Origin of the sequence: Chitinophaga niastensis, assembly GCF_003014755.1 — a bacterium.
Classification (GTDB): domain Bacteria; phylum Bacteroidota; class Bacteroidia; order Chitinophagales; family Chitinophagaceae; genus Chitinophaga; species Chitinophaga niastensis.
The window spans coordinates 789440-801497 of record NZ_PYAW01000001.1 but is presented as its reverse complement, the minus strand read 5'-3'; the positions used below and the strand labels follow the sequence as shown (position 1 = coordinate 801497).

The 12058-nt window shown below is 43.1% G+C and carries 11 protein-coding genes; 5 read left to right on the top strand and 6 right to left on the bottom strand.

Translation table 11 applies throughout. The features are described from left to right. Window positions 1-16: 16 nt before the first annotated feature. A complete protein-coding gene (locus tag CLV51_RS03435) occupies window positions 17-691 on the top strand; it encodes a hypothetical protein (protein ID WP_106526601.1) in 675 nt (224 codons plus the stop codon). On the opposite strand, the gene CLV51_RS03430 is transcribed toward CLV51_RS03435, so the two are convergent. The 3 genes from CLV51_RS03430 to pheS are packed head-to-tail and all read right to left on the bottom strand — an operon-like array spanning window position 677 to window position 3615. Next, on the bottom strand, window positions 677-1663 hold the full coding sequence (locus tag CLV51_RS03430; RefSeq protein WP_106526600.1) for an NAD-dependent epimerase/dehydratase family protein: 987 nt from the start codon (window positions 1661-1663) through the stop codon (window positions 677-679). The two genes, CLV51_RS03435 and CLV51_RS03430, sit on opposite strands and share 15 nt — an antisense overlap. A gap of 50 nt (window positions 1664-1713) precedes the next feature. Next, window positions 1714-2568 carry a 3-hydroxyacyl-CoA dehydrogenase NAD-binding domain-containing protein gene (locus tag CLV51_RS03425; protein WP_106526599.1) on the bottom strand — a complete coding sequence of 285 codons (855 nt, stop codon included), beginning with the start codon at window positions 2566-2568 and terminating at the stop codon, window positions 1714-1716. Between the two features lie 18 nt (window positions 2569-2586). Then, on the bottom strand, window positions 2587-3615 hold the full coding sequence (pheS, locus tag CLV51_RS03420) for a phenylalanine--tRNA ligase subunit alpha (protein ID WP_106526598.1): 1029 nt from the start codon (window positions 3613-3615) through the stop codon (window positions 2587-2589). 99 nt (window positions 3616-3714) lie between these two features. On the opposite strand from pheS, the gene CLV51_RS03415 reads away from it, so the two are divergent. After that, the gene (locus CLV51_RS03415; protein WP_106526597.1) at window positions 3715-4545 is read left to right on the top strand and encodes a sensor histidine kinase; all 831 of its coding nucleotides are present in this window, start codon (window positions 3715-3717) and stop codon (window positions 4543-4545) included. Between the two features lie 7 nt (window positions 4546-4552). Here CLV51_RS03415 and CLV51_RS03410 read toward each other — a convergent pair whose 3' ends face one another. Both CLV51_RS03410 and CLV51_RS03405 read right to left on the bottom strand, forming a co-directional pair. After that, entirely contained in the window at window positions 4553-5239 is a 687-nt protein-coding gene (locus CLV51_RS03410) for a response regulator transcription factor (RefSeq protein WP_106526596.1), read from the bottom strand. A gap of 20 nt (window positions 5240-5259) precedes the next feature. After that, window positions 5260-6702, bottom strand: a complete 1443-nt coding sequence (locus CLV51_RS03405; protein ID WP_158266922.1) for a sensor histidine kinase — start codon at window positions 6700-6702, stop codon at window positions 5260-5262. Between the two features lie 192 nt (window positions 6703-6894). On the opposite strand from CLV51_RS03405, the gene CLV51_RS03400 reads away from it, so the two are divergent. Together CLV51_RS03400 and CLV51_RS03395 are read left to right on the top strand one after the other, a co-directional pair. Then, window positions 6895-7650, top strand: coding sequence for a GLPGLI family protein (locus CLV51_RS03400; RefSeq protein WP_106527571.1), 756 nt, complete (start codon window positions 6895-6897; stop codon window positions 7648-7650). A gap of 45 nt (window positions 7651-7695) precedes the next feature. Then, window positions 7696-10545 carry a TonB-dependent receptor gene (locus tag CLV51_RS03395; protein ID WP_106526594.1) on the top strand — a complete coding sequence of 950 codons (2850 nt, stop codon included), beginning with the start codon at window positions 7696-7698 and terminating at the stop codon, window positions 10543-10545. Window positions 10546-10599: 54 nt separating this feature from the next. On the opposite strand, the gene CLV51_RS03390 is transcribed toward CLV51_RS03395, so the two are convergent. Next, window positions 10600-10881: a hypothetical protein gene (locus tag CLV51_RS03390; protein WP_106526593.1), complete on the bottom strand. Its 282-nt coding sequence runs from the start codon at window positions 10879-10881 to the stop codon at window positions 10600-10602. 209 nt (window positions 10882-11090) lie between these two features. On the opposite strand from CLV51_RS03390, the gene CLV51_RS03385 reads away from it, so the two are divergent. Beyond that, window positions 11091-11984 (top strand): hydroxypyruvate isomerase family protein, encoded by an 894-nt coding sequence (locus tag CLV51_RS03385; RefSeq protein ID WP_106526592.1) that lies wholly within the window; start codon window positions 11091-11093, stop codon window positions 11982-11984. Window positions 11985-12058: the final 74 nt, after the last annotated feature.

The following is a 12058-nucleotide window of genomic DNA, read 5'->3' as shown; positions in this document are numbered from 1 at the left end:
TTAAACACCCCGCTTCATGAAGCAACTGCTTACTGCCTTATTGCCACTACTGTTATTTGCGTGCAGCACTACCAATCACGCAAAAACCAAAGACATACTTTACAGCAATGACCTGGAATGGAACGTGAAGATCAATGATGGGTGGTTCTCTGCCAAAACCATCGCATTTGGTCCTTATTCCACCTCTTCCCGAAAAAACGGGGTGGCTGAGGCTACCTTTGTCAAAGACCCCAAAAATGCCTTTAATTTTTATGTAAACGGGAATGATGAACACCTGTTGGTACAAACCATGAATACCACTTCCATCGTCTTTTCCAACCGTGCTTTACCGGCCTATTTGAACGGTTTACAGGCGGATGCAGCCATCTATTACGTTTTAATCAACGGCACTAAAAATGACCCGTTAAAACGCTGGGAAATGGTATTAAAAGCCCCTCATTACCTGGAGCTAAACGATAATAAGCCAACAGGCATCCTGAGATCCACGGGAACAGATATACGCATTACCGCGCATAACCATTTTGGCAAGGTAAATTCCTACGAAAAGATATGTTATGAGTTTCAGTACCGCGGACAACCTGTTGCGGCCGTAATACCAGGCGATAAGCCCCGTGTATGGGTAAGTAAAGAGGCAGATGCCGAAACCACTAAAACTTTAGCGGCGGCCATTGCTGCCTTATTGTTGAAGTGACCGCTCTTTGAGGAAAGCAGCAGAAATTTCCTTAATAGTGTCTTCCAATGGCCTGAAACCAAAACCTGGCAGCGCACTTAATAGCTTGTTATTTTCGTAATACACTTTCAGTTGAGCTGAACGGGCAGTTTCTTTTGTTATCAATGGATGCCTACCCGTAAATAATCCTTTCACTTTTTCCATCCGCCATACTGCTTCTGCCATCCAGGGCTTTGCTGCTATATGTGGCGGCTTTTTACCGAGGGCATGTGCCATCTCCGTAAAAAGCTGGTGGTAGCCCCAGTTGCCGGCAGAGAGGATAAACCGCTCTCCGCTAATGTCGCTATCCATCAGTTGAATCATGGCTTTTATTACATCCTGTACATCTACAAAACCAGTCACTCCCTGTGTATAAAAAGGGAATTCCTTCCAGGCATTTTTCAGCAAGGTACCGGAACCTTCCTCCCAGAAGCCTGCGCCTAAAATAATGGAAGGGTTTACAATTACAGCATCCAGCCCTTCAGCAATGCCTCTCCAGACCTCCATTTCGCCCTGAAATTTGCTGATACTGTACTGAGAATTGTTTTTACTTTCTTCCCATTCACAATCTTCATTCACCGGTCTGTTCTCTTTAGCTCTGCCGATGGCAGCAACAGAACTTACATGCAACAGCTTTTTTACCCCTGCATCCAGCGCCATGTTCACCACATTAGCAGTTCCTTCTGCATTGACCTTCAGCAGGCTACTCTTATCGCCCGACTGAAACGATACCACTGCAGCACAATGATACACCTGTGTAATGCCCACCATGGCATCTTCCAGGGCACATACATCCAGGATGTCGCCGGGAACCCATTCTATTTTATCGGAAATATCCTGCAACCGGGGAGAAGGTTGTTTGCGGTACAAAGCCCTCACAGGTTTCCCCGCAGCAACTAAAGACCGAATTAAATAACTACCCAAAAAACCTGTACCACCGGTTACTAAAATCATGAAGACTAAATTCTTATTACGAAAGGAGGCCCAAAAATAACTAAAACAAATTACTGTTCGTACCTGTAAAAGCCCAATCCTGTTTTGCGTCCCAGCTTACCATCCTTGACTCTTTGCTCTTGCAGCACATTAGGTTTAAAGCGGGGCGCATGATCAAATGCATCGTACAGCGATTGTGTAACGGCCAGGTTCACATCATTGCCAATCAGGTCCATTAAAGCAAATGGTCCCATTTTAAAACCCACGCTTTCCAGCAACTGATCAATAGTGCTGAAATCTGCCTGGTCCTGCTCAGCGATATGCATGGCTTCCAGGTAATATTGTCTGGCTACACGGTTTACTATAAATCCGGGCGCATCTTTTACACGTACCGGCACCTTTCCCATTTTCACTGCCAGGTCATAAATAGCTGAAGCCACTTCCGGGGCGGTTGTTGTGCCACTAACCACTTCTACCAGTTTCATTAAATGAGCCGGATTAAAAAAGTGCATACCCACCACCCGTGACGGGTGATTGGTGATGGAAGCTGCTATTTCGGAAACAGACAGGGAGGAAGTATTGGTAGCGAAAATAGTGTCCACTGTATTGATCTCCGCCAGTTGATTAAATAAGGCTGTTTTAGCCGTTATTTTCTCTACAATAGCCTCAATCACCACATCCGCTATACAGTCTTCAATGGCTGTTGAAAACCGGATGCGCTGCAGGATATTTTCCTTTTCTGCCGCCGCCAGTTTACCCTTATCTATAGCCACCTGCAAACTTTTTTCAATTTGCGTTTTAGCTTTATCCAGTCCGGCCTGTTGTATGTCGTACAACACGGTACTAAAACCACTATAAGCCGCTATCTGTGCTATTCCGGCACCCATGGTACCTGCGCCGCATATGGCAATAGATTGAATCACCATTTTTTGATGTTGGGATTTTTATACGGCGCCTTCAAACTGTTCCAGGAAACGGGTATCGTTCTCTGAAAACAGGCGCAAATCTTTTATCTGGTATTTCAGCATGGTAATACGTTCTATTCCCATACCAAAAGCGAAGCCGGTATATTTTTCCGGATCGATGCCGCAATTAGCCAGTACTTTGGGGTGCACCATACCACAACCAAGTATTTCTACCCAGCCGGTTTGTTTACATACAGGGCAACCAGTACCACCGCAAATGAAACATACGATATCCATTTCTGCACTAGGCTCTGTAAAAGGAAAATAAGAAGGACGAAAACGGATACCCGTGTTCTCACCAAACATCTCTTTCACAAAGTGATACAGTGTTTGTTTCAGATCCGCGAATGATACATTTTCATCTATATACAATCCTTCCACCTGGTGGAAGAAACAGTGTGCACGGGCAGAAATAGTTTCATTACGATATACTCTTCCGGGGCTGATAATGCGAATAGGCAGCTTGCCTTCTTCCATCACCCTCACCTGGGCAGAAGAGGTTTGTGTACGCAATAACCAGTCAGGATTCTGGCTGATAAAAAACGTATCCTGCATATCACGGGCAGGATGGTTTTCCGGCAGATTCAGTGCTGTAAAGTTATGCCAGTCATCTTCAATTTCAGGTCCTTCGGCAATGGTAAAGCCCAGCCGCTCAAATATGCGGATGATCTTATTCCGCACCAGGCTGATAGGATGGCGTGTGCCAAGCCTGTGCGGCGCTGCCGGCAAAGTATAGTCTGTATCGCCGGTATCCGCGCCGGAAGCTTCTTTCAGTTCACTGAACTGCTCATAGCGGGACTCTGCGAGTTGCTTAAAATCGTTTAATATCTGCCCAAACTCTTTCTTACGGTCATTCGGTACCTGTTTCATTTCCCCGAAAAGGGCTTTCACGATACCCTTTGTACCCAGAAATTTTATGCGGTACTGTTCCAGATCGGCCGCGTTGGCAGGCGTAAAAGCCTCTATTTCCTGTTTGTAGGCTGCTATTTGCTGTACTAACTGTTCCATAAAGGACAAAGATAAGCGATTAGGTGCAAAACCGGAGCTTATCTCCACATCGCTTATTTCCAGGGAAATGACGTATATTTTCAGTAGCTAATAACACGTATGTCCATTACAATACACAACGTTTTACTGCTACTGGTAACCACCGCAGCAGTGCTATTTTTCCTCCTTTTCATCCGTTACAGATCCCGCTACCTCGCTGTAAAAAGCAACGACGAGGCGGTAGCACGCCATAAAACCAACCAGGAAAAAGAAACACAAACATTGCGCAAACAACTATCTGAACTAAAACTCACCACCCTGAAATCACAGGTGAACCCTCATTTCCTCTTCAATTGTCTCAATGGTATCTATAGCTCTTTAATGAACGGCGAAACCGCCAATGCAAAGGAATATCTTTCAGGGTTTGCCCGGCTGTTAAGACATGTATTAATGCTGGCAGATAAAAATTTTATCTCCCTCCAGGAAGAAACAGATATGCTGGAACAATACCTGAAACTGGAACAGCTACGCACTAACAACGGATTTGACTACACGCTGAAAATAGATCCGCAGATCTCTCCTGCGGCCTTACCGGTACCTTGTATGCTGATTCAGCCCTTCCTGGAAAATGCCATCTGGCATGGGTTAATGCACAAGGAAACAGACCGTCAGTTAGATATCCGCTGGGTACAGTTGCATAAAAACCTGTTTAGCTGTGAGGTAACAGATAATGGCATTGGCCGTATACAGGCCCTGCAGTACCACAACGACGGGCTCAAAACAGGCAGACATCAGTCCAGGGGAATGGAACTATGCATGGAAAGAGCAGAACTTTACCGCACCATGTACCATACACAGTTTAATATCGAAATTACAGACCTCCTTGGAGAAGAAAACATGCCACGCGGCACCCGCGTATGTATAACGTTTGAGATAGATCCCTCCTGGTAACAGCGGGTTAAAAAATCAGCTTATAACCTACACCACGAATATTCACAATCTGTACCCTGGAATCATCCTTCAGATACCGGCGAAGTTTGGTGATAAATACATCCATACTGCGGGCATTAAAAAAATTATCATCTCCCCAAAGGTCCAGCAGTACTTTTTTGCGCTCCATCACTTCATTTTTATTATCATATAGCCGGCGAAGAATAGCCGCCTCACGATGGGAGAGGAACTCTATGACGTTATTACGGGCAAGTGTTTGTTTGGTGTAATTAAAAATATACTGACCGATAGCCACTGCCCCTTCTTCCATTTCCCGTACGGCCGGATGATCACTAAAACGTTTTAACAAGGCTGTAATGCGCACTATCAGCTCATCCATACTGAAAGGCTTTTTCAGATAATCATTTCCTCCCAGTTCAAAACCCTTCACCACATCCGCAGTTTGCGATTTTGCTGTCAGGAAGATGATCGGCGTAAATTTATCCAGTTTACGGATTTCTGCAGTAACAGAAAATCCATCCATATTAGGCATCATAATATCCAACACTACCACATCCGGATGCTCCTGCTGATATAAGCGCAGCCCTTCTTTTCCGTCAGCTGCATACAACATTTCAAAACCCCTCATCTCAAGGCTTTCTTTCACTATCTGACCTAACTGCACTTCATCTTCTATCAGTAATACTTTAGCCATAACCTTGTTTTAAATTGATACTATGCTGATGGAATAATGATAATAAACTCGCTGCCCTTTTCCGGCTCACTATGCACACGGATAGTACCCCCGTGCATTTCCACAATCTTTTGCACATAACTTAATCCCAAACCAAAACCCTTCACATTATGCAGGTTACCGGTAGGTACCCTGAAAAATTTATCAAAGATATTCGTCTGGTAGATCTTAGGAATGCCGATGCCATTGTCTTTCACCCGGATCTTCAGTATACCGTTTTCAATACTCGTTTGCAGATATAACTGTACAGGCTCTTTGGAATACTTGATAGCATTATCCACCAGGTTGTTGATAGCGTTAGATAAATGTGTTTTATCCACATATACAGAATGCCCTGCCAGATTATTGTCATACCGCAACTGCAAGGGTTTATTGGCCTTCAGCTGATGATTGGAGAGAATATTATCTATCACTTCATTCAGATCAGTGGCTTCTCTGAACAGCTCAATATCTTCTTTTTCTTCCGCTGCAATATGTAATACTTTTTCTACCAGGTCTGATAAGCGCTGCAATTCATTTTTTGAAATATCCAGGTACGTTTGTGTTTTGCGCTGATCGTTTAACGCATTAAAATTCTGCAATGCCTCTACGGCCGCAGATACAGTAGCAATGGGCGTTTTCAGCTCATGCGTCATATTATTGATAAAGTCATTTTTTACCTCTGAGAGCTTTTTTTGCTTGAGGATGGTACGCAGCATATAAACGAAACACAAAGTAGTAAGTACCAGCAACACAACAGAGCTGAGCAGGGTCCATATCATTTTCTGCAGAATGAACTGCAACGGAGATTCAAAGCTGGCCCTTACAAAAAGGTTGCTGGCAGGGTTGAACGGAATTTTGGCTGTTTGCCTTGGCTCCCGCCGGCGAATGCTATCCCGGAAAGTTTCTCTTTCAAAACCACTATAACTAAGGTGAAAAGTATCCAGTTTATAAGGCGTGGCAATTTGACGATTGGCCAACTCCACACGAAATACAGAATCCAATTTTTTAAGATTGGTACTATCATTATGTAAGTTGCTGGTGATCAGGAACTCAGATATTTGTCGGGCTAGTGTATCTGCGTATATACGCGCTGGTGAATCTCCATGAAAAGCTTCCGGAGGAGGAGGTCCGGGGTATTTATCATATTCCCGGTGCCCTCTGAAGCGACCGCCCTTGGGCATTCCTATCTCTTCCAGTTGCTCTGCCAATCCTCTCATAGGGCGTTGCAGGGAATCTTTATCCTTTCCGAAATAACGGATATAACGACGTACATCAGAGAACTGTTTGTTGAAAACAGCCATACGCAACGATTCATTGATCTCTTTATTAAATTGTTCTTCTCTTATCCTATAAGAATTATATAACCAATACCCCTGGAACAGAAATATACCAAGGATACAAATACACATGAGGATAAGAATATTTCTGATTCGTTGTCGCATGAAAATTTTTGATATCCTTACAAAACTATCCATTCCGCACCTAAAACAGGCTACTTCCTTAACAGTAATTAACAGTAAATAAGGAAGATTAACGCTGGTCGATGCCTATTAACAGTAAATAACAGTAAATAAAGCTTTTTAACCCAAAATGCCCGCATGAATGGTGATTTTTGTAATATAAAACAACCAGGCATGAACCGAACTATCCATTTTCTATTTGCAGCTGCTACGCTGCTATCCTTCACGCATCCGCTGTTTGCACAGCAATCAGGTACAATAGAATACGAAGTAACTGCTAAAACAGATCCCGAGCGCATGCGGGGGTTTCAACGCAGCGGAGACGATGCCGCTGAAATACCAGATGTGATCACCTTTAAACAAACATTTACTTTCAATAATAACGTTGGCAAGATAACTACCGAACGACCAGATTTTGGCGGCAGAAGACAACAACCCGGCGGCGATACCACGCGTAATCCACGCAGACCTGGCATGGGCCCACGTGGCAACAACGCCCAGTATGTAGACCTCGCCAATAAAAAATATGAGCAGGTATTTACCACCTTCGGCGATGATAAGAAAACGTATTATACAGAAGAAGACTACATCTTTACCGCTAATAACAAATCATCCGATAAAACTAAAAAAATAGCGGGATACACCTGCAAAAAAGCCACCATACAGCTTAAAGAGGATACCTATACTGTTTGGTATACCACCGAACTACCCTTTAGTTTCTCTCCGGTAAATGGCTTGCTGCCTGATAGCAATGCCGTTGTTCTCGCTGCAGAAGGCAGTAAACGCGCATTCACCGCAAAAAATGTAAGCCTGAAAGCGGTAACAGAAACAGATCTTACCATCCCCGCTAACGCAGAAAAAATTAGCCAGGAACAGATGAGGGAGATCAGAAAACAGGAGATGGATAAATTACGTAAACGGCAACCATAAATGTGAAATTCATCCTTATCTTACCCTTTCCTGCTCAATTTAATTATGAATAAAATTATACAACTCTTGCTGGTATTGAGTTTGGGCATACTACCTGCCCAGGCGCAATCTCAACAAGGAAAGATCAAAGGCCAACTGACCGACCAGACGACCAAAGAAGCAATGCCCGCTGCTACCATCGTTTTGCTGCATGCAAAAGATTCTACTGTAGCCATCACTGCTGTCACAGATAACAAGGGAAACTTTGAAATTACAAGCCTAGCCGACGGCCCTTACCGCCTCTACATCAGCTTCCTGGGCTATAAACCTATCAACAAACCAGTTCAGATTACTCCTGATAATAAACAGATCGCTCTTGGTAACATTACCATGGAACACAAAGGTGTAAATCTCAATACCGTTGAAATACTGGATGAGAAACCACCCATTGTAGTAAAAAAAGATACCCTGGAATTTAATGCAGACGCTTTCAAAACAAGGGAGAATGCAGTGGTGGAAGACCTGCTGAAAAAATTACCTGGTGTTACCGTTGATAAAGACGGCGCTGTTACCGCACAAGGAGAAACCGTTACTAAAATACTGGTAGATGGTAAACCCTTTTTTGGCAACGATCCCAAACTCGCCACCAAAAACCTGCCTGCAGCCATCATTGATAAAGTACAAGTGATTGATAAAAAATCCGACCAGGCACAGTTCACACAAATCGACGATGGTCAGACAGAGAAAACGATCAACATCACCATCAAAAAAGATAAGAAAAAAGGGATGTTTGGCCGCGCTACCGCCGGCTACGGCACAGATGACCGCTTTGGTGGCTCCTTTAGCTTAAACCGTATGCGGGAAAATCAGCAGCTATCGTTGCTGGGCGGTGGTAACAATGTAAACGATATGGGCTACACACTGCAGGACCAGATGAGCTTCAGCTCCGCCGGTGGTGGTGGCAGTGGAAAAGGAGGAGGCGGTCGTGGTGGTGCAATGGCGATGCAACAAAACCTCGGCGGAGGTAACAACACCGGTATCACCCGTAACTGGAACGCAGGCTTGAGTTTCAACCAGGATTATGGCAAAAAACTGATTGTTAACGGGAGCTATTTCTTTAATGATACTAAAACAGATGTTATCCAAAAGAAAGCGCGGCAAACCTTTCAGGGAGATAGTACCATCTATAACAACAACAACTCATTGTCGCAAACCGACAATAGTAACAATCGTTTTAATGTGCGGATAGAATACCAGATTGATTCGCTGCACTCCCTGATTTTTTCACCTACCTATTCTTTAACAAACGGCAATAGTTTTAGTATTACAGATTATCAATCACTGAATTCCAGGAAGGATACGATGAACAAAGGTATTACCTATAACGACGGACAAGGCAACAACCAGAACGTTGGTGGCAGCCTGCTTTTCAGGAAAAGGTTCAAAAAGCCGGGACGTACGCTGAGTGCCAATTTCAGTTATAACAATGTCAACAATCAGCAACAGAATTACAATAAATCAAGCGTCGTTTATTTCAACCCGGATAGTATGGTAACGTTTAATCAACGCAATCAAATTAATACAGACAGTCGTAATGCAGGTGCAAACATTACTTACACGGAGCCGGTGGCAAAAGATCGCTACCTGGAAGCAAACTATGGTTTTACAAAATATAATAGCAACAGTACAAAATACACATACGATTATGATAACAGCAAAGGCGGTTATAATGTCATGAATGACTCGCTGAGCAACGCTTTTACAAATAATACACTGAACCAGCAAACGGGCATTTCCCTGCGTACCAATAAACTGAAATACGATTATTCTTTCGGCATTAATGTGTTGTTTAATGACCTGGATAATCTCACACATTCTTTCCTCACCGGGAAAGATAGCCTTATCCATCAAAGCACCGTTAATTTCGCGCCAAGTGCCTCTTTTAATTATACGTTTTCAAAAAATAAACGGTTACGCATCTACTATAATGGCAGCACGCAACAGCCTACTGTACAGCAATTGCAGCCAGTACCCGATAATAGTAACCCGTTGTATATACAGTTAGGTAATCCTGATTTGAAACCTTCTTTCAACAATACATTGAGAGTAAATTTTAACCAGTTTAATAATATCACTTTCCGTGGCATGTTCGCTTCGTTTACCGGTTCATTCGGTACTAATAAAATTGTAAATTCCACCACTCTGGATGATAAAGGAAAACAAACCAGCAAACCCGTCAACGTAAATGGATATTTCAATCTGCGTGGTATGTTACACAACTCCATCCCCTTGTCTAAAACACCCGGACAGAACCTGAATACAGGTACTACCATCATTTACGGCAGGGATGTAAATGTGGTGGACGGAAAAACAAACTACAGTAAATCATTGCAGCTGTCGCAATCCGCCAGTGTTAATTACATGTACAAAGAGTGGCTGGATGTTTCGCTTGGTGGTGGTGTAAATTATAATGCTACTGATAATACGTTATCGAAAACACAAAACACACATTACCTGAATTATAATATCAATACAAATTTCAACATCAATCTGCCTTATGGATTTATGATTGGCAGTGATGTTACCTGTACAATGAACAGAGGTCTGGCAGCGGGTTACAACCTCACATCCACAATGTGGAATGCCAATATAGCCAAATATGTGTTTCCTAAAAAACAGGGGATGATAAAGATACAAGGTTTTGATTTGTTGAAACAGTATATCAATATTTCCCGTACCGTAAGTGATAACTATATTGAAGATGTACAGAGTAATGTGCTGCAGCAATATTTCATGGTGAGCTTCACTTATTTCCTGAATAAATTTGGGGGAAATATGAATAAGGGAGAAAAAGGTTACCGTATGGGCTTTCCTCCTGGTGGTGGCAGAGGAGGATTCAGACCAGGAGGGTTTTAATATTTATTGATAAGGATATTAGTTTCAGAAAGATTCATTGCTGAAACTAATATCCTAAATAGACATAGCACGTCTGCTGGCCCATATACGCTTCAATATCCATGAAAGTGTAAAAGTAGGAATGAAATCTGTTCCCGGTAATAACTCTTCCAGAAAATTGAAAACACTGCCAAAAGTACCGAGAGTGCCACCAAACATGCGATAGAAAATAAATGCAGAAATAGGAGCCCAAATGATATCGCTTGCTTCTCCTAAAACCGGAACCGTGTAACTGGCGCAGCCTAACAGATCCATCAGGATGCAAACCCATAAATTGGGAATATATTTTTTCTCCATATCAACCTCTGCTTTTCGATACTTAAACAAATTACTTACCAAAAATAAATACTACTGCAAGTTACTTTATTAACGCAGTCTGACGGCAGTTGATTGTACTGAAAAAAAAAAATTGCATATTTCCCGTTTTTTTTGCTTCAATGGGGGCAGGGGCTTGCAACTACCCGTAATTTCACCTACATTGATCCCAGTTTAAAAGCAAACATTTTATGCACCAGGAAAACTCACGCCGCGATATGATTAAGAAGGTCGCCACGATGGCATTAGCATCCACCACGTTGTCGTCTCTTTCCTCCAGGGTTTCAGCACATGATCTGGCAGTAGGAGCGCACTTAAAAGGAAAAATTAACCACTCCGTATGTGCCTGGTGTTATAACATTCCACTGGATGATCTCTGCAAGGCCGCTAAAAAAATCGGTATTCCCTCAATTGACCTGGTGGATCCCAAAGACTTCGATATCCTGAAAAAAAATGATATGATTACCGCCATGGTGGCCAGTAATGGCCCGGAATGGGGTATCACCAAAGGCTTTAACAACGTAGCCCATCACGATAAACTGGAAGAATACTTTAAACACTATATAGATGAAACCGCCAAGGCAGGTTTCACTAACCTGATCTGCTTTTCCGGCAACCGCAATGGTATGGATGCACAACAGGGGATCGACAATTGTACCAAAGGACTGCAACGCATTATAGGCTATGCAGAAAAGAAAAAAGTAACCCTGGTAATGGAGCTGCTGAACAGCAAAGTAGACCACCACGATTACCAGTGCGACCACACCGCCTGGGGCGTAGCGCTTTGTAAATCATTGGATTCTCCTAATTTCAAGCTGCTGTACGATATCTACCACATGCAAATCATGGAAGGCGATGTAATCCGCACTATCCGCGACAATCACGAATATATTGCACACTACCACACCGGTGGCGTACCTGGCCGTCATGAAATAGATGAAACACAGGAACTTTATTATCCGGCCATCATGAAAGCTATTTATGAAACCGGCTTCAAAGGCCATGTAGCTCAGGAGTTTATCCCTGCACATGAAGATAAAATAGCTTCCCTTGCCGCAGCAATCGGTATCTGCGATATCGGGTAGATTGTCTTGCTCCCGATTAGGCTGATTATACTGATTACCCTGATTTTATTTTTAGATTTTATTTATATGATTAA

Excerpts from the sequence above, each read along its gene's own strand:
- CLV51_RS03435 (WP_106526601.1), top strand. The coding sequence starts at position 17 with ATGAAGCAACTGCTTACTGCCTTATTGCCACTACTGTTATTTGCGTGC.
- CLV51_RS03430 (WP_106526600.1), bottom strand. The coding sequence starts at position 1,663 with ATGATTTTAGTAACCGGTGGTACAGGTTTTTTGGGTAGTTATTTAATT.
- CLV51_RS03425 (WP_106526599.1), bottom strand. The coding sequence starts at position 2,568 with ATGGTGATTCAATCTATTGCCATATGCGGCGCAGGTACCATGGGTGCC.
- pheS (WP_106526598.1), bottom strand. The coding sequence starts at position 3,615 with ATGGAACAGTTAGTACAGCAAATAGCAGCCTACAAACAGGAAATAGAG.
- CLV51_RS03415 (WP_106526597.1), top strand. The coding sequence starts at position 3,715 with ATGTCCATTACAATACACAACGTTTTACTGCTACTGGTAACCACCGCA.
- CLV51_RS03410 (WP_106526596.1), bottom strand. The coding sequence starts at position 5,239 with ATGGCTAAAGTATTACTGATAGAAGATGAAGTGCAGTTAGGTCAGATA.
- CLV51_RS03405 (WP_158266922.1), bottom strand. The coding sequence starts at position 6,702 with ATGCGACAACGAATCAGAAATATTCTTATCCTCATGTGTATTTGTATC.
- CLV51_RS03400 (WP_106527571.1), top strand. The coding sequence starts at position 6,895 with ATGAACCGAACTATCCATTTTCTATTTGCAGCTGCTACGCTGCTATCC.
- CLV51_RS03395 (WP_106526594.1), top strand. The coding sequence starts at position 7,696 with ATGAATAAAATTATACAACTCTTGCTGGTATTGAGTTTGGGCATACTA.
- CLV51_RS03390 (WP_106526593.1), bottom strand. The coding sequence starts at position 10,881 with ATGGAGAAAAAATATATTCCCAATTTATGGGTTTGCATCCTGATGGAT.
- CLV51_RS03385 (WP_106526592.1), top strand. The coding sequence starts at position 11,091 with ATGCACCAGGAAAACTCACGCCGCGATATGATTAAGAAGGTCGCCACG.